Raw genomic sequence first — 22,505 nt, 5'->3', positions numbered from 1 at the left:
GAAAACGCGACTCAGTGAGTGCGGGTAACTTTGCTCAGGTGGCGCGGCTGGTCCGGGTCCATGCCCCGGGCCTCCGCCAGGCCTGCGGCCATCACGTAGAAGCTTTGGATCGCCAGGATAGGGTCCAGGCTCGGGTGTTCGGCGCGGCTCAGGGTCAGGTCGCGTTCAACGATATCGTCCGGCGCGGCCAACAAGACGCGGGCGCCGCGTTGACGCATATCGGCGGCCAGGCTCAACAGCCCGGCTTGCTCGGCGCCGCGTGGGGCGAACACCAGCAGTGGGTAGTTTTCATCGATCAAGGCCATCGGCCCGTGGCGCACTTCGGCGCTGCTGAAGGCTTCGGCCTGGATCGCCGAGGTTTCCTTGAGCTTGAGCGCGGCTTCCTGGGCGATGGCAAAACCGGCGCCACGGCCAATTACAATCAGGCGTTGGCTGCTGCGCAGGGCTTCGATGGCGGGCGTCCAGTCCTGGGTGGCGGCTTCGCGCAAGCCGTCGGGCAAGGCCTGGCAGGCTTGCAGCAGCAACAGGTCCTGGTTCCAGTGGCCGATCAACTGCGCGCTGGCGCTTAAAGTGGCGATAAAGCTTTTGGTCGCGGCGACACTCTGCTCCGGCCCGGCACACAGTGGCACATGGAATTCACACGCGGCTTCCAGTGGTGAGTCTTCGGCGTTGACCATCGAAATGCTCAAAACCCCGCGTTTGCGCAGCAGGCGCAGGCTGTTGACCAAATCCGGGCTTTGCCCCGACTGGGAGAAACCGAACGCCACTTGGCCGCTGACCTTTAATGGTGCTTGCAGCAGGGTCACCACCGACATTGGCAACGACGCCACTGGAATGCCCACATGCTGCATGGCCAGATAGGCAAAGTAGCTGGCGGCATGGTCCGAACTGCCACGGGCGATGGTCATCGCCACTTGCGGCGGCTGACGGCGCAGGCGCCCGGCCACTTCCTCCAGCATCGGGTTGAGGCGCTGCAGTTGTGCCTCCACGGCGTGACAGGAGGCCAGGGCCTCTTCAAGCATTTTTGAAGTCAATGGTTTCTCCTTCGACCATTACGTCGGTGAGTGTCAGGGAGCGGTCCAAACGCACGCAGTCGGCAAAGCTGCCCGGTTGCAGGCGCCCGCGTTCTTCGAGGCCCAGATAGTCCGCAGGAAACTGCGACAGGCGTTGTGAGGCTTCGCTGATCGGCAGGCCGATTTTCACCAGGTTGCGCAGCGCCTGGTCCATGGTCAGGGTGCTGCCGGCCAGGGTGCCGTCGGCCAGGCGCACGCCGCCCAGGCATTTGGTGACGGTGTGGCTGCCCAGCTTGTATTCGCCGTCGGGCATGCCGGCGGCGGCGGTGGAGTCGGTGACGCAGTACAGGCACGGGATCGAGCGCAGCGCCACGCGCATGGCGCCGGGGTGTACATGCAGCAAATCCGGGATCAATTCGGCGTACTTGGCGTGGGCCAACGCGGCGCCGACGATGCCGGGTTCGCGGTGATGCAGCGGGCTCATGGCGTTATACAAATGCGTGAAGCTGGTGGCGCCGGCGGCGAGGGCAGCGACGCCTTCTTCGTAGCTGCCCAGGGTGTGGCCGATTTGCATGCGCACGCCGCGTTCGCTGAGGGCGCGGATCAAGGCATCGTGGCCGGCGATTTCCGGGGCAATGGTGATCACCCGGATCGGCGCCAGGCGCAGGTAGGCTTCCACTTCGGCCATCAACGCGGTGTGGGCAAAGTTGGGCTGCGCGCCGAGTTTTCCCGGATTGATGTAGGGGCCTTCCAGGTGTACGCCAAGAACCCGTGCGCTGCCTGTAGGGCGCTGCTCGCAGAACGTGCCGAGTTCGCCGAGCACGCGGGAAATTTCATCCACCGGTGCGGTCATGGTGGTAGCCAGCAGCGAGGTCGTACCAAAGCGCACGTGGGTGCGGGTGATGGTCTCGAAGGCGTCGGTGCCTTCCATGATGTCTTTGCCGCCACCGCCGTGAACGTGCAGGTCAATAAAGCCTGGCAGCACGTAGGGCAGGTCATTGTCGTTCGGGTCGCACGGCGTGCCGTCGATGGCGACCACCTTGCCGTGTTCGTGCACCAGGCGGCCGCGAATCCAGCCGCCGGGCGTGAGGATGTTGTCTTCGGACATGGGCAGTTCTCTAAACCCGCAGTTCAGCGGAGTAGTCATTGCGGCGCAGCTCTGCGACGAAGTCGTAGTAGTCGTTGCGGCAGTAGGTGTCGGTGATTTCAATCGGCGTGTTGTCGGCGGTGTAGCCGACTCGGGTCATCAGCAGCATGGCGGTGCCGGGGGCGATGCCGACCAGCTTGGCGAACTCATCGGAGGCATTGATCGCCTGGATATGTTGCAGTGCGCGCACCACCGGTTTGCCGATGCTTTCCAGGTATTCGTACAGCGAATTGCCGATGGCTTGCGGGTTTGGCAGCACGGAGGCGGGCATGGCGGTCATTTCAATTGCCATTACGGTGTCATCGGCCTTACGCAGGCGTTTGAGCCGCGCCACTTTGTCGGTCGGCGACAGGCCCAGGCGGATCAGTTCTTCGTGGGTCGGCGGGGTGATGTCGCGCTCAAGCCACTGGGACGTTGGCACAAAGCCCTTGAGGCGCAACATCTCGCTGAACCCCGACAGGCGCGACAGCGGCTGCTCCAGACGCGGGGTGATAAAGGTCCCCGAGCCTTGGCTACGGCGAATCAAGCCTTGGGCAAACAGCACTTCCAGGGCTTTGCGCGCGGTGACGCGGGAAATGCTCAGTTGCTCACTCAGGACCCGTTCCGACGGCAACGCCTGTTCGGATTTCCACTCGCCGGCATGGATCGCCGCTTCGAGCTTGCGGGCCAATTGCAGGTACAGCGGCGTGGACTGTTTGTCGTCGGGGCGCAGCGCCAGTATGGGATTCATCTGTCAGGTTTCCGATGCGTTATTGGAATGTTGTCGCCCGGTATTGGCCGGAAATTAATACCACTTAAATACCATGTCAATGCAGCGAAAACAGTGCGGTAGCCTGTTTCAGCGCACATTAAGGGTGCCTGATATCAAGTGGTATTAGAGAGGTCTTGAGTGCGCGCAGAATTGCGCAGCCCGCGCAGTGAACTGGTATTCACCGGCAGGCGCTGCCATGGGCAGGGATTTTTTTAATTATTTTTGAGTTATTTTACAAACGGTAGGCGATTACGGACGAATCTCGATCAGGGTGCCGTCTTTGACCAGGTTCCAGACTTCGCGCATGTCCACGTTGCGCATGCCGATGCAACCGTCGGTCCAGTCCAGGGTGTGAAACCACTGTTCCGGGTATTCCTCGGTGTCGGGCGTGCCGTGGATCATGATCATGCTGCCCGGTTTCACGCCTTCGCGGCGTGCGCGGGCCGAGTCACTGATATTGGGGTAGGAGATGTGCATGGCCAGGTTGAAGCGGTCGCTGGTCTTGCGCCAGTCGATCCAGTAGAAGCCCTCTGGCGTGCGGCGGTCGCCTTCCATCAGTTTGGTGCCCTTGGGGTTTTTACCGAGCGAGATGCGGTAGGTCTTGAGCGGTTTGCCGTCGTTGATCAATTGCAACTGATGGGCGGACTTGAGCACCAGGATTTTCTCGACCGGTTTGCCGCCGAGGGTTTCCACCGTGGAGGCCGAAGACAGGCTAGCGAACGACAGGCAGATCAGAGCGAGCAACCAACGCATTAAAACGGTTTCCCTTGTAAAAGGTGCTGCCTGGAGTTATTTGGCCGGCCGCGTCATCGGCGGCACCGACTCGCTGCGCACCGGGAACAGCTGTTGCCTGCGGTCAGCGAAGAAGCATTCTAAGGTACGCCCGACCGTGCGGAAAGCCAGCTCGGACCAAGGGATGTCGGCCTCATCAAACAGCTTCACTTCAAGGCTCTCGGGGCCTGCGGCGAAGTCCAGGTCGACCAGTTCGGCGCGGTAGAAGATATGCACCTGGCTGATGTGCGGTACATCGATCAGGGTATAGATGCTCAGGTTGCGCACGCGGGCGCAGGCTTCTTCCAGGGTTTCGCGGGCGGCGGCCTGTTCGACGGTTTCGCCGTTTTCCATAAAGCCTGCGGGCAGGGTCCAGTAACCCAGGCGCGGTTCGATGGCGCGACGGCACAGCAGCACTTTGTCGCCCCACACCGGCACGGTGCCGGCGACGATATTGGGGTTCTGGTAATGAATGGTCGAGCAGTGATCACACACGTAGCGCAGGCGGCCGTCGCCTTCGGGAATGCGTTGGGTAACCGGTTTACCGCACTGGCTGCAGAAATTCATGCTGGGGTTCCTGGAAAGTGCGTCTATCTTGGCGTGGCGGGCAGGGCGCTGCAAGTTGTCGTTTAGCGACACGCCGGTGGTTTTGGGGTTGGGCGCCTGCCTGCTTTGGTGCATGATACAAGGTAGCCAACAGACCGAGATGACTCATGCTGGACGAGCTACTTCGCCGGGTAACCAATCACACCCCCCACACCTTGGAAACTGACGGGCGTTTCCCCGAGGCCGCCGTGTTGGTGCCGATCACCCGCAGCGACGAACCCGAGCTGATCCTGACCCTGCGCGCCAGCGGTCTGTCGACCCACGGTGGCGAAGTGGCGTTTCCTGGCGGGCGGCGCGACCCCGAAGACCCGGACCTGATTTTTACCGCACTGCGCGAAGCCGAAGAGGAAATCGGTCTGCCGCCCGGTCTGGTGGAAGTGGTCGGCCCGTTAAGCCCGTTGATTTCCCTGCATGGCATTCGTGTAACGCCCTACGTCGGTGTGATCCCCGATTACGTCGAATACCTGGCCAACGATGCCGAGATCGCCGCCGTGTTCAGCGTACCGCTGGAGTTTTTCCGCCAGGACCCGCGCGAACACACCCACCGCATCGATTACCAGGGCCGCAGTTGGTATGTGCCCAGCTACCGATTTGGCGAATACAAGATTTGGGGGTTGACGGCAATCATGATCGTCGAGCTGATCAACCTGCTCTATGACGACGCTCAGATCAGCCTGCACCAGCCGCCTAAAAGCTTTATCAATATCTAAGCCATCGCTTGAATGGCCAGCCGTGAGGACACACCATGAAATACCGCCTGGGCGACGCCCGCGTCGAGACGCACCCGCACAGCTGGGTGGCGCCGAATGCCACGCTGGTCGGCAAGGTCAAGCTGGAAGAGGGCGCCAACGTCTGGTTCAACGCGGTGTTGCGTGGCGATAACGAGCTGATCCTGATCGGCAAGAATAGCAATGTGCAGGACGGCAGCGTGATGCACACCGACATGGGCTACCCGCTGACCCTGGGCACCGGCGTGACCATCGGCCATAACGCCATGCTGCACGGCTGCACCGTCGACGACTACAGCCTGATCGGCATCAACGCGGTGATCCTCAACGGTGCCAGGATCGGCAAGCATTGCATCATCGGCGCCAACTCGCTGATTGGCGAAGGCAAGGAAATCCCCGATGGCTCGCTGGTGATGGGGTCGCCGGGCAAGGTGGTACGTGAGCTGACCGAGGCGCAAAAGCGCATGCTCGAAGCCAGCGCCGCGCACTATGTGCATAACGCGCAGCGGTATGCGCGTGACCTGGTTGAGCAGGAAGAATGAACCCGGTTGAACGCCCCGTCGCCTCGCCGTGCGTGAGTATTTGTGCGCTGGACGATGACGATATTTGTACCGGCTGCCAGCGCACCGTGGATGAGATTACGCGCTGGAGCCGCATGGACAATGCCGAGCGCCGGGTGGTGCTGGGGTTGTGCCATGAGCGGGCGAAGGCGAGTGGGTTGGTGTGGATGATGCCGGGTAAATCTGGGGCCTGAGCGACCGCTATCGCAGCGATGCGGCGGCCCGACAAGCCAGCTCCCACATTTGAAGGTATTCACAATTCAAATGTGGGAGCTGGCTTGCCTGCGATGAGGCCCGCCCAGACGACATATTTCAAAATGTGAAGTACCCTGTGCCCCTTGCCCACAGGTCCTCGCCCCATGCTCTTCCTGATCGCCTACATCAGCAGCGTCGTGCTGATCAACTTCGCTTTCTCCACCGCCCCGCACCTGGATGTCATCTGGTCCGCCTGGGGTGGCCTGGTGTTTATCCTGCGTGACATGGTGCAAACCCGCTTCGGCCATGGCGCAATCATCGCCATGCTGGCAGCGCTGGTGCTGTCGTATATCACCTCTGACCCGTCCATCGCGCTGGCCAGCGCCACGGCGTTTGCGGTGTCCGAGTGCATCGACTGGCTGGTGTTCAGCATCACCAAGCGCCCGCTGCACGACCGCCTGTGGATAAGTTCGGCGCTGAGCATTCCCCTCGATACCTTTATCTTCTTCGGCTTGATCGGCGCGCTCACACCGGCAGTGGCCGGCACCGCGCTGGTGTCCAAATTTGCCGGGGTCACGGTGGTGTGGCTGATCATGGCCTGGCGTATGCGCAAACGGGCTGTCGCCAACTGAGGCCAATTTTTACAGTTCATGTAAAATGCCGGCCTTTCTCCCCATGATCCGCTCCCCTGAGGACCTGAGATGACCCGAATCGGAACTCCATTGTCGCCAACCGCGACCCGCGTTTTGCTGTGTGGCTGCGGTGAGCTGGGCAAGGAAGTGGTAATCGAACTGCAACGCCTGGGCGTTGAAGTGATTGCCGTGGATCGCTACGCCAACGCGCCGGCCATGCAAGTGGCGCACCGCAGCCACGTGATCAACATGCTCGACGGCGCCGCCCTGCGCGCCGTGATCGAGGCCGAAAAGCCGCACTTCATCGTGCCGGAAATCGAAGCCATCGCCACTGCAACGCTGGTGGAACTGGAAGCCGAAGGCTTTACCGTGATCCCGACCGCGCGTGCCACGTCGCTGACTATGAACCGTGAAGGCATCCGTCGTCTGGCCGCTGAAGAGCTGGACCTGCCGACTTCGCCGTACCACTTCGCCGACACCTTCGAAGACTACAGCAAGGCCGTGCAAGACCTGGGCTTCCCGTGTGTGGTCAAACCGGTGATGAGTTCGTCGGGCAAGGGCCAGAGCCTGCTGCGCGGCGCCGATGATGTACAAAAAGCCTGGGATTACGCCCAGGAAGGCGGGCGTGCCGGCAAAGGCCGCGTGATCATCGAAGGTTTTATCGACTTCGACTACGAAATCACCCTGCTGACCGTGCGTCACATCGGTGGCACCACCTTCTGTGCGCCAGTGGGGCACCGTCAGGAGAAGGGCGATTATCAGGAATCCTGGCAGCCGCAAGCCATGAGCCCGATTGCCCTGGCTGAATCCGAGCGTGTAGCCAAAGCCGTGACCGAGGCGCTGGGTGGCCGCGGTCTGTTTGGCGTGGAGTTGTTCATCAAGGGCGATCAGGTGTGGTTCAGCGAAGTGTCGCCACGCCCGCATGACACCGGTCTGGTGACCCTGATTTCCCAGGACCTGTCGCAGTTTGCGCTGCACGCGCGCGCCATCCTGGGCTTGCCGATTCCGTTGATCCGCCAGTTCGGGCCTTCGGCTTCGGCGGTGATCCTGGTGGAAGGGCAGTCGACTCAGACAGCGTTCGCCAACCTCGGTGCTGCCTTGAGCGAACCGGACACGGCGTTGCGTCTGTTTGGCAAGCCGGAAGTGAATGGCCAGCGCCGCATGGGTGTGGCGTTGGCGCGGGATGAGTCGATTGAGGCTGCCCGAGCTAAAGCGACCCGTGCTTCGAAGGCTGTTGTTGTAGAGCTGTAAACCCAACCCGATCGTTCCCACGCTCTGCGTGGGAATGCAGCCCGGGACGCTCTGCGTCCCAAAGCGTGACGCGGAGCGTCACAAGAGGCATTCCCACGCGGAGCGTGGGAACGATCGGCTTCAGGCGACCTTGTTCAAATCATTATCCCGCGTCTCTTTCAGGCACAGCACAGCAATCAAGCTGAGCAACGCTGCCGCCGACACATACCCGCCGACATAACTCAGCCCACCCATCGCCACCAGCTTGGTTGCAAAAAACGGTGCGGCCGACGCGCCGACAATCCCACCGAGGTTATACGCCGCCGAAGCGCCGGTATAACGCACGCGGGTCGGGAACAGTTCCGGCAGCATCGCGCCCATCGGGGCAAACGTGATGCCCATCAGGAACAGTTCCAGCGCCAGGAACAACGCAACCGCCCAGGTTGAACCGTGGGTCAGCAGCGGCTCCATGGTGAAACCCGACAAAATCGCCAGCACCGCGCCGACGATCAGCACCGGCTTGCGCCCGTAGCGGTCGCTGGCCAAGGCTGCCAGCGGCGTGGCCAACCCCATGAACAGCACCGCAAAGCACAGTAAACCGAGGAACATCTCACGGCTGTAGCCCAGGGTCGAAACCCCGTAGCTCAAAGAAAATGCGGTGGTGATGTAAAACAGCGCATAGCACACCACCATCGACGCGGCGCCCAGCAGCACCGGCAGCCAATGCTGGCTGAACAGCTCTACCAGCGGCACTTTCACCGGCGCCTCTTTGGCCACGGCATTGGCGAATACCGGCGTTTCGTGCAGCTTGAGCCGCGCATACAGGCCGACCATCACCAGCGCTGCGCTGAGGATGAACGGGATGCGCCAGCCCCAGCTGCGGAACTGCTCGTCGTTGAGGCTCATGGCCAGGATCAGGAACAGGCCATTGGCTGCCAGAAAACCAATTGACGGACCCAGTTGCGGGAACATGCCGAACCAGGCGCGCTTGCCCTTGGGGGCGTTCTCGGTGGCCAGCAGCGCCGCGCCGCCCCATTCGCCGCCAAGGCCCAGGCCTTGGCCAAAGCGCAACACACAGAGAAGAATCGGTGCCCAGGCGCCAATGCTGTCATAGCCCGGCAGCAAGCCAATCAGCGTGGTACACACGCCCATCAGCAGCAGCGAGGCGACGAGGGTGGATTTGCGCCCGATACGGTCGCCGAAGTGGCCGAACAGCGCCGAGCCCAGCGGGCGGGCAATAAAGGCGATACCGAAGGTCAGGAACGACGCCAGCATCTGCGCGGTGCCGGAGGTCTGTGGGAAGAACACCGGGCCAATCACCAGTGCCGCAGCGGTGGCGTAGATATAGAAATCGTAGAACTCGATGGCAGTGCCGACGATGCTTGCAGTGGCAACCCGTGCGGTCGAGTTGAGCGGGGCGGCGGGTGCGGCCTCGTTGTAGGTGGTGCTCATGGCGGTATCCCTGACGGTCATTGCGCGTTTGGACGCGGATTATTATTGGTCGAACACCCGTGGATCTGGGGCGTAGGCGGAGCGGCTCGGGATGGGAGCAAACACCGGTCAGACACGGAAAAGGCGGTGCCTGGACGCGCTGAGTGCGGGTAGCACGCGGTCGGGCGGGGCTTGGGTAAGCCGAGCCGATTATAGAAAGGGGTTTGTAGATCCAACAAGGGGGGCGTTGGCACGCTGATAATGCTGGCTTTGGTGTGGGCTGGCTTGTGTGGGAGCTGGCTTGCCTGCGATGGCATCACCTCGGTTCAACTGAATGACCGAGGTGCCTGCATCGCAGGCAAGCCAGCTCCCACATTGGATCGAGTGGTGTCAGGGGAAGTTATGCAGCTACCGGCACGCGGCTGGTATGCCAGATCAGCACCTTGCTCACGCGGTTGTCCTCGGTCTCGAGGATTTCCAGGCGGTAGCGGCCGATTTTCAGGCACACCGCGCAGTCCGGAATAGTCTCCAGCGCCTCGGTAACCAGGCCATTGAGGGTCTTGGGGCCGTCACTGGGCAAGTGCCAGCCCAGGCTTTTGTTCAGTTCGCGGATCGAGGCGGCGCCGTCGATGATGTAGCGGCCATCGGCTTGGGCTTCGATGTGCGGGTTATCCACCGCCTGGTCGCTTTCGAATTCGCCGACGATTTCTTCGAGGATATCTTCCAGGGTGACGATGCCCAGCACTTCGCCGTATTCGTCCACCACCATGCCCAGGCGCCGTTGCTGTTTATGGAAGTTCAGCAGTTGCAATTGCAGTGGCGTGCTTTCCGGCACGAAGTAGGGTTCGTGGCAGGCGGCGAGCAAGGCTTCTTTGGTCAGGCTGGCGTCGGGCAGCAAATGCTGGATCTGGCGAGTGTTGAGCACTGCTTGGACCTGGTTGATGTCGCTGTGAAACACCGGCAGGCGCGTGCGCTGGGACGTGCGCAGTTGCTCGATGATGGCTTCGACCGAGTCATCCAGGTTGATGCCATCCACTTCACTGCGCGGCACCAGGATGTCGTTGACCGTGATGTTGTCCAGGGCGTGGATGCCTGGCAGGCCGGGCGTGCGATTGTCGTTGGCCTCGGGCTCCGGTTCGTCGTCATGCTCGGGCAGCGGCTCGTCGCTCTTTTTTACCACGCCGGATTTGCGCGCGAAGGGGCGCAACAGCAACAGGCTGATGCCGTTGAGCAGCCAGGCCAGTGGATAAAGGATTTTCAGCGGGACGCCCAGCAGCGTGTTACCGAAGCCCAGCACGGCTTGGGGGTGACGAACGGCCAGCGCACGGGGCAGATAGTCGGCAAGTATCAGCAGGATGGCGCAGGAGATCAGCCAGCCGAGCCACGGGCCGTTTTGCGCCCAGGCATAAATCGCCAGCAACGTGCACAGGATCACCACGGCCGCCCGGCACAGGCTGTTGCACAGGATCAGGCTGTTACGTGGGAAGTTCAGGCGGGCGGCGGCCTTGTCGCCTTGGCGTGTGCCAGGGCGTATGGCCAGCAGGTGTTGTTGTGCGGCTTCGATGGCGGTAAACAGCGCCGCCCATAAGATCAGCAGGGCGATTACCGCGAGCATCGGCCCAAGGGGCAAGTTGTCCATTATTGCTGCCCGTCAGATATGCAGGATGTATTCGCGAACCAGCTTGCTGCCGAAGTAGGCCAGCATCAGCAGGCAGAAACCGGCCAGGGTCCAGCGGATCGCCTTGTGCCCGCGCCAGCCGAGACGGTTACGCCCCCACAACAGTACGCTGAACACCACCCAGGCCAGGCACGCCAGCAGGGTCTTGTGCACCAGGTGCTGGGCGAACAGGTTCTCGACGAACAGCCAGCCGGAGATCAGCGACAGCGACAGCAGCGTCCAGCCGGCCCAGAGGAAACCAAACAGCAGGCTTTCCATGGTTTGCAGCGGCGGGAAGTTCTTGATCAGCCCGGACGGGTGCTTGTTTTTAAGTTGGTGATCTTGCAGCAGCAGGAGCAAGGCCTGGAACACCGCGATGGTGAACATGCCGTAGGCCAGGATCGACAACAGGATGTGCGCCAGGATGCCCGGCTCTTCGTCGATGACCTGCACGGTGCCTGTTGGCGTGAATTGCGCCAGCAGCACGGTCAGCATTCCCAGCGGGAATAGCAGCACCAACAGGTTTTCGACCGGGATGCGGTAGCAGGCCAGCAAGGTCAGCGCGATAACGGCAGCGGCGATCAGGCTGGCGGCGCTGAAAAAGTCCAGGCCCAAGCCGACCGGCGTCATTAGGTGGGTGAACAGGCTCGCGGCGTGAGCCAGCAGGGCGACGACGCCCAGGCCCACCAGCAGACGTTTGTCCGCTTTAGTGCCTTGGGCCAGACGAGTGCCCTGATAGAGAGTCGCAGCGGCATATAAAAGGGCGGCGGCGAGGCTGGGTAGCAAACTGGGTGACAAGGGGACCATAAATCCTGATAGACAAGCCCGAAAGGCGCTGAGTTTGGCACACACCTGCGCTGCACGAAAGACTCCCGGGCCAGACAGCGCGTGTGCAGCGGCGCAGTCTTCGCTATAATCCGCGACCTGCCCACGCCGCAGGCTTGCTGAGCGCTGTTTTTAATAGCGATTTACCACAGCCTGGGCCGCCATTACCTCGGTCACCACTGCATTTCGATGAATAGGGCCTGAAAGGATCGCGCATGTTTGAAAACTTGACTGACCGTCTCTCGCAGACGCTGCGCCATGTCACCGGCAAGGCCAAGCTGACCGAGGACAATATTAAAGACACCCTGCGTGAAGTGCGCATGGCGTTGCTGGAAGCCGACGTGGCCTTGCCTGTGGTCAAGGACTTCGTCAACTCGGTCAAAGAGCGCGCAGTGGGCACCGAAGTGTCCCGCAGCCTGACGCCGGGCCAGGCATTTGTGAAGGTCGTCCAGGCCGAACTCGAAAGCCTGATGGGCGCAGCCAACGAAGACTTGAACCTCAGCGCCGTGCCACCGGCCGTTGTGCTGATGGCCGGTCTGCAGGGCGCGGGTAAAACCACCACCGCCGGCAAGCTGGCGCGCTTCCTTAAAGAGCGCAAGAAGAAGTCGGTCATGGTGGTATCGGCTGACGTCTACCGTCCGGCCGCGATCAAGCAGCTGGAAATGCTCGCAGGCGAAGTCGGTGTGACCTTCTTCCCGTCCGACCTGAGCCAGAAGCCGGTCGACATTGCCAACGCGGCTATTAAAGAAGCCAAGCTCAAATTCATCGACGTGGTCATCGTCGATACCGCCGGTCGCCTGCACATCGACGAAGAGATGATGGGCGAGATCAAGGCGTTGCATGCCGCGATCAACCCGGTCGAGACGCTGTTCGTGGTCGACGCCATGACCGGCCAGGATGCGGCCAACACCGCCAAGGCTTTCGGCGATGCACTGCCGCTCACCGGCGTGATCCTGACCAAGGTCGACGGTGACGCCCGTGGCGGTGCCGCGCTGTCGGTACGCGCCATCACCGGCAAGCCGATCAAATTCATCGGTATGGGCGAGAAGAGCGATGCGCTCGAGCCGTTCCACCCTGAACGTATCGCCTCGCGCATCCTTGGCATGGGCGACGTGCTCAGCCTGATCGAGCAGGCCGAAGCCACGCTCGACAAAGACAAAGCCGACAAGCTTGCTAAAAAGCTGAAGAAGGGCAAGGGCTTCGACCTCGAAGACTTCCGTGACCAGCTGCAACAAATGAAGAACATGGGCGGCCTTGGCGGCCTGATGGACAAGCTGCCGAACATCGGCGGTGTGAACCTGGCGCAAATGGGCAATGCCCAGGGCGCGGCAGAGAAGCAGTTCAAGCAGATGGAAGCCATCATCAACTCCATGACCCCGGCCGAGCGCCGCGACCCTGAGCTGATCAGTGGTTCGCGCAAACGTCGGATCGCCATGGGCTCCGGCACCCAGGTGCAGGACATCGGTCGCTTGATCAAGCAGCACAAGCAGATGCAGAAGATGATGAAGAAATTCTCCGCCAAAGGCGGGATGGCCAAGATGATGCGCGGCATGGGCGGTATGTTGCCCGGCGGCGGCATGCCGAAAATGTAAAAAGTATTCGAGCGCAAGCTTGCTTGCGCTCCGACCCACAGGGACGTGGGATCTCCAGCAAACCCGCGGTTAGCGGGAGCTGACTCGCCGTTTTAACCGACGGCTCTATAGCAGATCTGAGTGGCACGCTGATAGGCGCCAGAAAAAGACATTTGCAAAAGTCCGGATATTCCTTAGAATATGCGGCCTTTCGGGCACCTATGCCCGCTGTGCATTTAGATTTGCAGCACCGACTACAGGAACGATGTTCACATGCTAACAATCCGTCTTGCCCTTGGCGGCTCCAAAAAGCGCCCGTTTTACCACTTGACCGTAACCGACAGCCGCAACCCGCGCGACGGTTCGCACAAGGAACAGGTTGGTTTCTTCAACCCTGTTGCTCGTGGTCAAGAAGTTCGTCTGTCCGTGAACCAAGAGCGCGTAGCCTACTGGCTGAGCGTTGGCGCACAGCCATCCGAGCGCGTTGCAAAACTGTTGAAGGACTCGGCTAAGGCCGCAGCCTGAGCAATATGAACGCGACGCCAGCTGTTGCTGATGATTTGATCGTTATCGGCAAGATTTACTCTGTTCATGGCGTTCGCGGCGAAGTGAAGGTGTATTCCTTTACTGATCCGACTGAAAACCTGTTGCAGTACAAAACCTGGACGCTCAAGCGCGAAGGTAGTGTGAAACAGGTCGAGCTGGTCAGTGGACGCGGGAGCGATAAGTTCCTGGTCGCAAAGCTCAAGGGTCTTGATGACCGTGAAGAAGCTCGTCTTCTGGCCGGTTATGAGATCTGCGTGCCGCGCAACCTGTTCCCTGAATTGACCGACGGCGAGTACTACTGGTACCAGCTGGAAGGTCTGAAGGTTATTGATCAACTGGGGCAATTGCTCGGGAAAATCGATCATCTTCTGGAAACCGGCGCCAATGATGTAATGGTGGTCAAGCCTTGCGCTGGCAGCCTGGATGATCGCGAACGCCTGTTGCCCTATACCGAGCAATGCGTGTTGGCCGTCGACCTGGCCGCGGGCGAGATGAAGGTGGAATGGGACGCGGACTTCTAAGCGTGGCTAATTTGCGCATTGAAGTGATCAGTTTGTTTCCCGAGATGTTTTCCGCCATCAGCGAGTACGGCATCACCAGTCGGGCGGTGAAACAGGGGCTGTTGCAGCTCACCTGTTGGAACCCGCGAGACTACACGACGGATCGACATCACACTGTGGACGATCGCCCATTTGGCGGTGGCCCGGGCATGGTGATGAAGATCAAGCCCCTGGAAGATGCGTTGGTCGAGGCCAAGGCAGCAGCCGGGGAGAAGGCGAAGGTAATTTACCTGTCCCCTCAAGGCCGTCAGCTGAAACAGGCTGGCGTGCGCGAACTGGCGAATGAGGAGGCCTTAATCCTGATTGCCGGTCGCTATGAAGGCATTGACGAGCGTTTTATTGAAGCGCATGTCGATGAAGAGTGGTCGATTGGGGACTATGTCCTGTCTGGCGGCGAGCTGCCGGCGATGGTCCTGATAGATGCGGTTACACGACTGCTGCCTGGAGCTTTAGGGCATGCGGACTCCGCGGAGGAAGATTCCTTCACGGATGGTTTGCTGGATTGCCCGCACTACACCCGACCGGAGGTGTATGCGGATCAGCGTGTTCCCGACGTATTGCTAAGTGGCAATCACGCACACATCCGGCGTTGGCGTTTACAGCAGTCCCTTGGTCGGACCTATGAACGACGCGCCGATCTTCTGGAAAGCCGCTCGCTTTCTGGAGAAGAGAAGAAGCTGCTCGAGGAATACATCCTCGCGCGGGACGATAGTTAACAACGTATCGATGGTAGGTCCATTGACTTACCTTAGGAGCACAGCATGACTAACAAAATCATCCTTGCACTCGAAGCAGAGCAGATGACCAAAGAGATCCCTACCTTTGCCCCGGGCGACACTATTGTCGTTCAGGTGAAAGTGAAGGAAGGCGACCGTTCGCGTCTGCAAGCGTTCGAAGGCGTGGTAATCGCCAAGCGTAACCGTGGTGTGAACAGTGCTTTCACTGTTCGTAAAATCTCCAACGGTGTTGGCGTAGAGCGTACTTTCCAGACCTACAGCCCGCAAATCGACAGCATGGCCGTTAAGCGTCGCGGTGACGTACGTAAAGCCAAGCTGTACTACCTGCGTGACCTGTCCGGTAAAGCAGCTCGCATCAAGGAAAAACTGGCTTAAGTCCAGCTTCCCGATGCAGAAAAAAGCAGCCTACGGGCTGCTTTTTTGTGCCTGAAATTTGTCTGTTTACCGGTATTTGCCCATGACCACCCGCCTCGAAGAAATCCAGCGTCGTACCGACCTGTCCGTCACCCACGTGACCAAAGCCGTGTTCCCGCCGACCACCAACCACCACAACACCCTGTTCGGCGGCACTGCGCTGGCGTGGATGGATGAAGTGTCGTTCATCACCGCCACGCGCTTTTGCCGCTTGCCACTGGTGACCGTGTCCACCGACCGTATCGACTTCAACCACGCGATCCCGGCCGGCTCCATCGTCGAGTTGATCGGCCGCGTAATCAAAGTGGGTAACACCAGCCTCAAGGTCGAGGTTGAAGTATTCGTCGAGAGCATGAGTGCCGATGGCCGTGAAAAGGCGATCCAGGGCGTGTTCAGTTTTGTCGCGATTGATGCTGACAAACGCCCTGTGCCGGTATTGCCTGGTTTTGTCGACTGACTTATTCGGCTGTGTTGTTTTCTGGTTGAATCACGGCCAGCAAGGTCCAGCCAGCTACGGGTTTCAAGCTGCTGTCCGGGGTTACCACGTGTACCCAGCCTGCGGTATCGCGGGCAAACAGCAGCGTCGCGCGGTCACCATGCAGCGCCTGGTACTGTTCCCAGCTGAAGCCTTCGGTCAGGTTGGTGCTATACAGCTCTGCACCTTGGCCCAGCAGGCTCGCAAGTTTGGTGTAGCTCAGGGGTTGGCTGCCCAGCAAATGGCCACGGTGCTCGTGGCTGGCCCGGTGCTTATCGGTGCGACGGCCTTCCTGGCTGCTGGCCAGGGCGAACAGACGATGCCCAAAATCGTGGCGAAAGCGCATGGCGGCCAAAGTGTTCAGCTCGCCCGAAGGTGAGAGCGCCAGCAAATGCCCGAGGCCGACCAGATCCAGATGCGATTCGGCATGCTGTGATGCCGGGTTGCCGAAGTAAGTGGGTAGCCCTTCCATTCGGCTGGCGCGGATGTTTTCCCAACTGGAGTCGGTCAGCAGCACTCGGCTGCCCAGTTGTTGCAAGGCTTTGCCCAGGATGCGCGCCGGGCCGTTCGCGCCGACGATCAGGAAGCCGCTGGGCGCAGGCTCGGCGACTTTCAGCAGGCGTGCCAGCGGGCGGGCCGTGGCGCTTTGCAGGACAACGGTGCCGATAATCACCGCGAATGTCAGTGGCACCAATAACAGTGCGCCTTCATGACCGGCCTCATCCAGGCGAATGGCGAAAATCGCCGACACGGCTGCGGCCACGATCCCGCGTGGTGCAATCCAGGACAGCAGGGCACGTTCACGCCAGTTCAGGCCGGAACCAAAGGTCGAAAGCGCGACGTTCAAAGGTCGTGCAATAAATTGAATGATCAGTAACAGGATCAGTACGAACGGCCCCAAGGCAATCAGGGCGTTCAGGTCCAGGCGCGCGGCCAGCAGAATGAATAACCCGGAAATCAGCAGGACGCTGAGGTTTTCCTTGAAATGCAGGATGTGGCGTACGTCAACGCCCTTCATATTGGCCATCCACATGCCCATCAACGTCACGGCCAGCAGGCCGGACTCATGCATCACCGCGTTGGAGGCGATGAAGATTCCCAGAACGCCAGCCAGCGTAGCCAGGTTATGCAGGTATTCCGGCAGCCATTGCCGGCGCATGATCTGCCCCAACACCCAACCACCGGCGACTCCGAACAGGCTGCCGCACAGGATCACGCCGCCAAAGGTCAGCAGGCTGTGACTCAAGCCGTCGCCTGACGCGCGAGCGATAATAAAGCTGTAGACCACCACGGCGAGCAGCGCACCAATCGGGTCAATGACAATGCCTTCCCAGCGTAAGATATTGGCGATCGAGGCTTTTGGCCGCACGACACGTAACATGGGCACAATCACGGTAGGCCCGGTCACCAGCGTCAAGGTGCCGAAAAGCAGGGCGAGCATCCAGTCAAAACCCAGCAGCCAGTGGGTAGCCAGGGTAATGACGGCCCATGTCGACAGGGCGCCGACCGTGACGAGGCGATGCACGACGCTGCCGATCTCCTTCCATTCCGAAAGGTGCAGCGTGAGGCTGCCTTCAAACAGGATCAGTGCCACGGCCAGGGATACCAATGGCATCAGCAACGGACCGAACATTTCCTGAGGGTTCAGCCAGCCCAGCACCGGCCCTGCCAGGATTCCGCTGACCAGCAGAAACAGAATGGCGGGAAGTTTCAGGCGCCATGCCAGCCATTGGCAGGCCAACGCGGCCACGCCAATACCACCAAATGCCAGCAGAATCTGTTGTTCGCTCATTGAAGCTTCCTGTTCCTTGAAATAGCGGGCTATGAAAGACTAGTGCCCGTTGTAACAGTTCACTAAATAATTTGCGCAAAGCCCTGTGCTGCGCTGCTTGAGTGCCCATGTCCGCCATTGACCATCCCCTGATCGACCGCTTCCTCGACGCCCTGTGGCTGGAAAAGGGCCTGTCGGACAACACCCGCCAGGCTTATCGCAGCGACTTGGCTTTGTTCAATGGCTGGTTGCAGGACAAAAACCTTGAACTGATCAATGCCGGTCGTGAGTTGATCCTCGATCACCTGGCCTGGCGCCTGGAGCAGAATTACAAGCCGCGTTCCACGGCGCGATTTCTCTCGGGCGTACGTGGGTTTTATCGTTATTTGCTGCGGGAAAAGCTGATTGCCGTCGACCCGACCCTACAAATCGACATGCCCCAGCTCGGTAGGCCATTGCCTAAATCCTTGTCGGAAGCTGACGTCGATGCCTTGCTCGCCGCCCCCGATCTGAGCGAAGCCATCGGCCAGCGCGACCGCGCCATGCTTGAGGTCTTGTATGCCTGCGGTTTGCGCGTGACCGAGCTGATCAGCCTGACCCTGGAGCAAGTCAACCTGCGCCAGGGCGTGTTGCGCGTGATGGGCAAAGGCAGCAAGGAGCGGTTGGTGCCGATGGGCGAGGAGGCGATTGTGTGGGTGGAGCGCTATATGCGTGACGCCCGCAATGAGCTGCTTGGTGGGCGACCCAGCGATGTGCTGTTCCCCAGCCTGCGCGGCGAGCAGATGACTCGCCAGACCTTCTGGCACCGTATCAAGCACCAGGCCAAGGTCGCCGGGATCGGCAAGGCGCTGTCGCCGCATACCTTGCGCCATGCATTCGCCACGCATTTGCTCAACCACGGCGCGGATTTGCGCGTGGTGCAAATGCTGCTGGGCCACAGCGACTTGTCCACAACTCAGATCTACACCCATGTGGCACGCGCACGCTTGCAGGAGATGCACGCCAAGCACCACCCACGCGGTTGAAAGCCGCCAATTTATGCCGCCACGGGCTGCCCTGGCGCCCAACTGTGGTAGGCTTTGCCGGTTAGCAAAGGGGACGGCCACTGCCCGCGTTTCCAAGCGGTGTTCCACTGCCGTCCCTGCATCTGCCTTCAGGAGTTCCCATGCGCTTGACCCAGATTATTGCCGCCGCAGCGATTGCGTTGGTTTCCACCTTTGTTGTCGCCGATGACGCCGCCGAACAAACCATTCGCAAGAGTTTGGCGGACCTGAAGCTCGACACCCCGATCGAAAGCATCAGCGCCAGCCCCATGGCCGGCCTGTATGAAGTCAAGCTCAAGGGCAGCCGTGTGCTGTACGCCAGTGCCGATGGCCAGTACATCGTCCAGGGCTACCTGTTCCAGCTTAAAGACGGCAAGCCGGTCAACCTGACCGAGAAGGCCGAGCGCCTGGGCGTGTCCAAGCTGATCAACGGCATTCCGGTGGCTGAGACCGTGGTTTACCCAGCCATTGGCGAGACCAAGACCCACATTACCGTGTTCACCGACACCACGTGCCCGTACTGCCACAAGCTGCACGCCGAAGTGCCTGCGCTGAACAAGGCCGGTATCGAAGTGCGCTACGTCGCGTTCCCGCGCCAGGGCCTGGGTTCGCCGGGTGACGAGCAACTGCAAGCCGTATGGTGTTCGGCCGACAAGAAATCGGCCATGGACAAAATGGTCGATGGCAAGGAAATCAAGGCGGCCAAATGTGCCAACCCGGTTTCCAAGCAGTTCGCCCTCGGCCAGTCGATTGGCGTGAACGGTACACCGGCCATCGTTTTGGCTGACGGCCAAGTGATTCCGGGCTACCAGCCGGCGCCACAAGTTGCCAAACTGGCACTGGGTGCGAAGTAAGCAGTCATCGTCGAGCCTTTGACGATCATGCCCCGTCGAACAGTCGACGGGGCATTAATTGAGAGCCGCAGTTGTGCGGCTGTTTACCACGGCCGACCTTGAGTCGGCCGTTTCATGGGGAGTTCTTCAGTGAAACCGGTCAAAGTAGGCATCTGTGGGTTAGGGACCGTCGGTGGCGGCACCTTGAACGTACTTCAGCGTAATGCTGAAGAAATTTCCCGCCGTGCAGGGCGTGGGATTGAAGTGGCGCAAATTGCCACGCGTACGCCAAAGCCTCAGTTCCAAACGACCGGTATTGCGATTACCAACGATGTCTTCGCCGTGGCCACCAACCCTGAAATCGATATCGTCATCGAGCTGGTTGGCGGTTATACCGTGGCCCGCGAGCTGGTGCTGCTGGCCATCGAAAACGGCAAGCACGTGGTCACCGCCAACAAGGCGCTGATCGCCGTACACGGCAACGAGATCTTCGCCAAGGCGCGTGAAAAGGGTGTGATTGTCGCGTTCGAAGCCGCCGTGGCCGGTGGCATCCCGGTGATCAAGGCGATCCGTGAAGGCCTGTCTGCCAACCGTATCAACTGGGTGGCCGGTATCATCAACGGCACCGGTAACTTCATCCTCACCGAAATGCGCGAGAAGGGCCGCACCTTCGAAGACGTGCTGGCCGAAGCTCAAGCCTTGGGTTACGCCGAAGCCGACCCGACCTTCGACGTGGAAGGCATCGACGCAGCGCACAAGCTGACCATTTTGGCGTCCATCGCCTTTGGCATTCCGCTACAGTTCGACAAGGCCTACACCGAAGGCATCACCAAGCTCACCACCGCCGACGTGAACTACGCCGAAGCCCTGGGCTACCGCATCAAGCACCTCGGTGTGGCGCGCAGCACCCCGGCCGGTATCGAATTGCGTGTACACCCGACGCTGATCCCGGCTGACCGCCTGATCGCTAACGTCAATGGCGTGATGAACGCCGTGATGGTCAACGGTGACGCCGCCGGCTCCACCCTGTTCTACGGCGCGGGCGCCGGCATGGAGCCGACCGCTTCGTCGGTGATCGCCGACCTGGTAGACGTGGTTCGCGCCATGACCAGCGACCCGGAAAACCGCGTGCCGCACCTGGCCTTCCAGCCGGATTCGCTGTCGGCCCACCCGATCCTGCCGATCGAAGCCTGTGAAAGCGCTTACTACCTGCGCATCCAGGCCAAGGATCACCCAGGCGTGTTGGCCCAAGTGGCCAGCATCCTCTCGGAGCGTGGCATCAACATCGAGTCGATCATGCAGAAGGAAGTCGAGGAACAAGACGGCCTGGTGCCGATGATCCTGCTGACCCACCGCGTGCTCGAGCAGCACATCAACGATGCCATTGCCGCGCTTGAAGCGTTGCAGGGCGTGGTTGGGCCGGTGGTGCGCATCCGTGTTGAACACCTGAACTAATCGTTTAGCGGCAAGGGCCCCACACGTTCGGCGGCCCTTGTTCAGAATGCTCTAGAGGAGCCAGTCATGCGTTATATCAGCACCCGCGGCCAGGCACCGGCCCTGAACTTCGAAGACGTTTTGCTCGCCGGCCTTGCCACTGACGGCGGCCTGTACGTGCCGGAAAACCTGCCACGTTTCACTCAGGAAGAGATCGCCTCGTGGGCCGGCCTGCCGTACCACGAACTGGCGTTCCGGGTGATGCGCCCGTTTGTTACCGGCAGCATTCCTGATGCGGACTTTAAAAAGATTCTGGAAGAAACGTATGGCGTGTTTTCCCACAACGCCATCGCACCCCTGCGTCAACTGAACGGCAATGAGTGGGTGCTGGAGCTGTTCCACGGCCCGACCCTGGCGTTCAAGGACTTCGCCCTGCAACTGCTCGGTCGCCTGCTCGACTACGTGCTGGAAAAACGCGGCGAGCGTGTGGTGATCATCGGTGCCACCTCCGGTGATACCGGCTCGGCGGCCATCGAAGGTTGCAAGCACTGCGAGAACGTCGACATCTTCATCCTGCACCCGCACAAGCGCGTGTCGGAGGTGCAGCGTCGCCAGATGACCACCATCTTCGGTGAGAACATCCACAACATCGCCATCGAAGGCAACTTCGATGACTGCCAGGAAATGGTCAAGAACAGCTTCGCTGACCAGAGCTTCCTCAAAGGTACGCGTTTGGTGGCGGTGAACTCGATCAACTGGGCGCGGATCATGGCCCAGATCGTCTACTACTTCCACGCCTCCCTGCAGTTGGGCGGCCCGGCGCGTTCGGTGTCGTTCTCGGTGCCGACCGGCAACTTTGGCGACATCTTCGCCGGTTACCTGGCGCGCAACATGGGCCTGCCGATCAACCAGTTGATCGTCGCCACCAACCGCAACGACATCCTGCACCGCTTCATGAGCGGCAACCAGTATGTCAAGGAAACCCTGCACGCCACGCTGTCGCCATCGATGGACATCATGGTCTCGTCGAACTTCGAACGCCTGCTGTTCGACATGCATGGTCGCAACGGCGCAGCCATTGCCGGTTTGATGGACACCTTCAAGAGCGGCGGTGGTTTCAGCGTTGATGAAGAGCGCTGGACCGAAACCCGCAAGCTGTTCGACTCCCTGGCCGTGGACGATGCGCAAACCTGCGAAACCATCGCCGAAGTCTATGCGCAGACCGGCGAGCTGCTCGACCCGCACACCGCTATCGGTGTGAAGGCCGCACGCGAATGCCGTCGCAGCCTGGACATCCCGATGGTGATTCTGGGCACCGCCCACCCGGTAAAATTCCCGGAAGCGGTGGAGAAGGCCGGCGTTGGCAAGGCGCTGGAGTTACCGCAGCACCTGGCTGACCTGTTCGAGCGCGAAGAGCGCTGCACCGTGCTGGCCAATGACCTGAAAGCTGTGCAGGCGTTTGTCAGCCAGCATGGCAATCGCGGCAAGCCACTCTGATTCATCAGTGGCTGCGCGGCAGATCAAGCCCGTCTTCGTGACGGGCTTTTTCATTCTGGCGGGCCATACTTGCGCAGG

General features: G+C 60.6%; 24 protein-coding genes. 15 read left to right on the top strand and 9 right to left on the bottom strand.

All coding sequences use genetic code 11. The annotated features are described in order from the left end of the window. Positions 1-11: 11 nt before the first annotated feature. The 5 genes from HU759_RS24835 to HU759_RS24815 form a co-directional block, all read right to left on the bottom strand. Complete coding sequence (locus HU759_RS24835) at positions 12-1,034, bottom strand: SIS domain-containing protein (protein WP_138449458.1); 1,023 nt, start codon at positions 1,032-1,034, stop codon at positions 12-14. Beyond that, entirely contained in the window at positions 1,015-2,121 is a 1,107-nt protein-coding gene (gene nagA, locus HU759_RS24830; protein ID WP_176992090.1) for an N-acetylglucosamine-6-phosphate deacetylase, read from the bottom strand. The genes HU759_RS24835 and nagA overlap by 20 nt, the downstream gene beginning before the upstream one ends. Before the next feature lie 10 nt (positions 2,122-2,131). Continuing rightward, on the bottom strand, positions 2,132-2,890 hold the full coding sequence (locus HU759_RS24825) for a GntR family transcriptional regulator (protein ID WP_099549346.1): 759 nt from the start codon (positions 2,888-2,890) through the stop codon (positions 2,132-2,134). Between the two features lie 270 nt (positions 2,891-3,160). Continuing rightward, positions 3,161-3,664 (bottom strand): L,D-transpeptidase family protein, encoded by a 504-nt coding sequence (locus tag HU759_RS24820; protein WP_099485500.1) that lies wholly within the window; start codon positions 3,662-3,664, stop codon positions 3,161-3,163. A gap of 36 nt (positions 3,665-3,700) precedes the next feature. Continuing rightward, positions 3,701-4,249 (bottom strand): NUDIX hydrolase, encoded by a 549-nt coding sequence (locus tag HU759_RS24815; RefSeq protein ID WP_017139715.1) that lies wholly within the window; start codon positions 4,247-4,249, stop codon positions 3,701-3,703. 146 nt (positions 4,250-4,395) lie between these two features. Between HU759_RS24815 and HU759_RS24810 the strand changes: the two genes are divergently transcribed. The 5 genes from HU759_RS24810 to purT all read left to right on the top strand — a co-directional run bounded on the left by HU759_RS24810 (position 4,396) and on the right by purT (position 7,654). Next, a complete protein-coding gene (locus HU759_RS24810) occupies positions 4,396-4,998 on the top strand; it encodes a CoA pyrophosphatase (protein ID WP_017139716.1) in 603 nt (200 codons plus the stop codon). A 35-nt stretch (positions 4,999-5,033) separates the two neighbouring features. Beyond that, the gene (locus HU759_RS24805; RefSeq protein ID WP_017139717.1) at positions 5,034-5,558 is read left to right on the top strand and encodes a gamma carbonic anhydrase family protein; all 525 of its coding nucleotides are present in this window, start codon (positions 5,034-5,036) and stop codon (positions 5,556-5,558) included. Beyond that, positions 5,555-5,770, top strand: coding sequence for a DUF1289 domain-containing protein (locus HU759_RS24800; protein WP_090368760.1), 216 nt, complete (start codon positions 5,555-5,557; stop codon positions 5,768-5,770). The genes HU759_RS24805 and HU759_RS24800 overlap by 4 nt, the downstream gene beginning before the upstream one ends. A 165-nt stretch (positions 5,771-5,935) precedes the next feature. Continuing rightward, complete coding sequence (locus tag HU759_RS24795) at positions 5,936-6,403, top strand: VUT family protein (RefSeq protein ID WP_056858699.1); 468 nt, start codon at positions 5,936-5,938, stop codon at positions 6,401-6,403. A 69-nt stretch (positions 6,404-6,472) separates the two neighbouring features. After that, the gene (gene purT, locus HU759_RS24790; RefSeq protein WP_138449464.1) at positions 6,473-7,654 is read left to right on the top strand and encodes a formate-dependent phosphoribosylglycinamide formyltransferase; all 1,182 of its coding nucleotides are present in this window, start codon (positions 6,473-6,475) and stop codon (positions 7,652-7,654) included. Between the two features lie 120 nt (positions 7,655-7,774). Here the strand turns inward: purT and HU759_RS24785 are convergent, their stop codons facing one another. The 3 genes from HU759_RS24785 to ccsA form a co-directional block, all read right to left on the bottom strand. After that, on the bottom strand, positions 7,775-9,085 hold the full coding sequence (locus tag HU759_RS24785) for an MFS transporter (RefSeq protein WP_017139721.1): 1,311 nt from the start codon (positions 9,083-9,085) through the stop codon (positions 7,775-7,777). 379 nt (positions 9,086-9,464) lie between these two features. Continuing rightward, positions 9,465-10,703 (bottom strand): transporter associated domain-containing protein, encoded by a 1,239-nt coding sequence (locus HU759_RS24780; protein ID WP_099549349.1) that lies wholly within the window; start codon positions 10,701-10,703, stop codon positions 9,465-9,467. A gap of 12 nt (positions 10,704-10,715) precedes the next feature. After that, a complete protein-coding gene (gene ccsA / locus HU759_RS24775; RefSeq protein WP_169985211.1) occupies positions 10,716-11,519 on the bottom strand; it encodes a cytochrome c biogenesis protein CcsA in 804 nt (267 codons plus the stop codon). A 242-nt stretch (positions 11,520-11,761) separates the two neighbouring features. Here ccsA and ffh point away from each other — a divergent pair, with 242 nt between their 5' ends. The 6 genes from ffh (at position 11,762) to HU759_RS24745 (ending at position 15,831) form a co-directional block, all read left to right on the top strand. Beyond that, the gene (gene ffh, locus HU759_RS24770; protein ID WP_017139724.1) at positions 11,762-13,138 is read left to right on the top strand and encodes a signal recognition particle protein; all 1,377 of its coding nucleotides are present in this window, start codon (positions 11,762-11,764) and stop codon (positions 13,136-13,138) included. 252 nt (positions 13,139-13,390) lie between these two features. Continuing rightward, positions 13,391-13,642 (top strand): 30S ribosomal protein S16, encoded by a 252-nt coding sequence (rpsP, locus tag HU759_RS24765; protein WP_003175899.1) that lies wholly within the window; start codon positions 13,391-13,393, stop codon positions 13,640-13,642. A 5-nt stretch (positions 13,643-13,647) separates the two neighbouring features. Continuing rightward, positions 13,648-14,184, top strand: a complete 537-nt coding sequence (gene rimM, locus HU759_RS24760; RefSeq protein WP_003175898.1) for a ribosome maturation factor RimM — start codon at positions 13,648-13,650, stop codon at positions 14,182-14,184. Further along, a complete protein-coding gene (gene trmD, locus HU759_RS24755; protein WP_170875847.1) occupies positions 14,166-14,939 on the top strand; it encodes a tRNA (guanosine(37)-N1)-methyltransferase TrmD in 774 nt (257 codons plus the stop codon). The genes rimM and trmD overlap by 19 nt, the downstream gene beginning before the upstream one ends. Positions 14,940-14,984: 45 nt before the next feature. Continuing rightward, complete coding sequence (rplS, locus tag HU759_RS24750) at positions 14,985-15,335, top strand: 50S ribosomal protein L19 (RefSeq protein ID WP_003175895.1); 351 nt, start codon at positions 14,985-14,987, stop codon at positions 15,333-15,335. An 82-nt stretch (positions 15,336-15,417) separates the two neighbouring features. After that, positions 15,418-15,831: an acyl-CoA thioesterase gene (locus HU759_RS24745; RefSeq protein WP_003193963.1), complete on the top strand. Its 414-nt coding sequence runs from the start codon at positions 15,418-15,420 to the stop codon at positions 15,829-15,831. 1 nt (position 15,832) lies between these two features. Here the strand turns inward: HU759_RS24745 and HU759_RS24740 are convergent, their stop codons facing one another. Further along, positions 15,833-17,641 (bottom strand): sodium:proton antiporter, encoded by a 1,809-nt coding sequence (locus HU759_RS24740; RefSeq protein WP_186617289.1) that lies wholly within the window; start codon positions 17,639-17,641, stop codon positions 15,833-15,835. A 107-nt stretch (positions 17,642-17,748) separates the two neighbouring features. On the opposite strand from HU759_RS24740, the gene xerD reads away from it, so the two are divergent. The 4 genes from xerD (at position 17,749) to thrC (ending at position 22,427) form a co-directional block, all read left to right on the top strand. Further along, complete coding sequence (gene xerD, locus HU759_RS24735; protein ID WP_138449283.1) at positions 17,749-18,645, top strand: site-specific tyrosine recombinase XerD; 897 nt, start codon at positions 17,749-17,751, stop codon at positions 18,643-18,645. Positions 18,646-18,785: 140 nt separating this feature from the next. After that, entirely contained in the window at positions 18,786-19,517 is a 732-nt protein-coding gene (locus HU759_RS24730; protein ID WP_017139728.1) for a thioredoxin fold domain-containing protein, read from the top strand. A 129-nt stretch (positions 19,518-19,646) separates the two neighbouring features. Then, a complete protein-coding gene (locus tag HU759_RS24725) occupies positions 19,647-20,951 on the top strand; it encodes a homoserine dehydrogenase (protein WP_017139729.1) in 1,305 nt (434 codons plus the stop codon). 66 nt (positions 20,952-21,017) lie between these two features. After that, a complete protein-coding gene (thrC, locus tag HU759_RS24720) occupies positions 21,018-22,427 on the top strand; it encodes a threonine synthase (RefSeq protein WP_186617287.1) in 1,410 nt (469 codons plus the stop codon). Positions 22,428-22,505 lie beyond the last annotated feature (78 nt).

The organism is Pseudomonas sp. OE 28.3 (assembly GCF_014268205.2).
Classification (GTDB): Bacteria; Pseudomonadota; Gammaproteobacteria; order Pseudomonadales; family Pseudomonadaceae; genus Aquipseudomonas; species Aquipseudomonas edaphica.
This window is presented reverse-complemented; position numbering and strand designations above follow the sequence as displayed.

Coding starts and splice junctions, on each gene's coding strand:
- HU759_RS24785 (WP_017139721.1), bottom strand. CDS start 9,085: ATGAGCACCACCTACAACGAGGCCGCACCCGCCGCCCCGCTCAACTCG.
- HU759_RS24800 (WP_090368760.1), top strand. CDS start 5,555: ATGAACCCGGTTGAACGCCCCGTCGCCTCGCCGTGCGTGAGTATTTGT.
- purT (WP_138449464.1), top strand. CDS start 6,473: ATGACCCGAATCGGAACTCCATTGTCGCCAACCGCGACCCGCGTTTTG.
- rimM (WP_003175898.1), top strand. CDS start 13,648: ATGAACGCGACGCCAGCTGTTGCTGATGATTTGATCGTTATCGGCAAG.
- HU759_RS24745 (WP_003193963.1), top strand. CDS start 15,418: ATGACCACCCGCCTCGAAGAAATCCAGCGTCGTACCGACCTGTCCGTC.
- trmD (WP_170875847.1), top strand. CDS start 14,166: ATGGGACGCGGACTTCTAAGCGTGGCTAATTTGCGCATTGAAGTGATC.
- rplS (WP_003175895.1), top strand. CDS start 14,985: ATGACTAACAAAATCATCCTTGCACTCGAAGCAGAGCAGATGACCAAA.
- nagA (WP_176992090.1), bottom strand. CDS start 2,121: ATGTCCGAAGACAACATCCTCACGCCCGGCGGCTGGATTCGCGGCCGC.
- HU759_RS24795 (WP_056858699.1), top strand. CDS start 5,936: ATGCTCTTCCTGATCGCCTACATCAGCAGCGTCGTGCTGATCAACTTC.
- HU759_RS24820 (WP_099485500.1), bottom strand. CDS start 3,664: ATGCGTTGGTTGCTCGCTCTGATCTGCCTGTCGTTCGCTAGCCTGTCT.
- ffh (WP_017139724.1), top strand. CDS start 11,762: ATGTTTGAAAACTTGACTGACCGTCTCTCGCAGACGCTGCGCCATGTC.
- HU759_RS24815 (WP_017139715.1), bottom strand. CDS start 4,249: ATGAATTTCTGCAGCCAGTGCGGTAAACCGGTTACCCAACGCATTCCC.
- HU759_RS24780 (WP_099549349.1), bottom strand. CDS start 10,703: ATGGACAACTTGCCCCTTGGGCCGATGCTCGCGGTAATCGCCCTGCTG.
- HU759_RS24805 (WP_017139717.1), top strand. CDS start 5,034: ATGAAATACCGCCTGGGCGACGCCCGCGTCGAGACGCACCCGCACAGC.
- xerD (WP_138449283.1), top strand. CDS start 17,749: ATGTCCGCCATTGACCATCCCCTGATCGACCGCTTCCTCGACGCCCTG.
- HU759_RS24810 (WP_017139716.1), top strand. CDS start 4,396: ATGCTGGACGAGCTACTTCGCCGGGTAACCAATCACACCCCCCACACC.
- HU759_RS24740 (WP_186617289.1), bottom strand. CDS start 17,641: ATGAGCGAACAACAGATTCTGCTGGCATTTGGTGGTATTGGCGTGGCC.
- HU759_RS24825 (WP_099549346.1), bottom strand. CDS start 2,890: ATGAATCCCATACTGGCGCTGCGCCCCGACGACAAACAGTCCACGCCG.
- thrC (WP_186617287.1), top strand. CDS start 21,018: ATGCGTTATATCAGCACCCGCGGCCAGGCACCGGCCCTGAACTTCGAA.
- HU759_RS24730 (WP_017139728.1), top strand. CDS start 18,786: ATGCGCTTGACCCAGATTATTGCCGCCGCAGCGATTGCGTTGGTTTCC.
- rpsP (WP_003175899.1), top strand. CDS start 13,391: ATGCTAACAATCCGTCTTGCCCTTGGCGGCTCCAAAAAGCGCCCGTTT.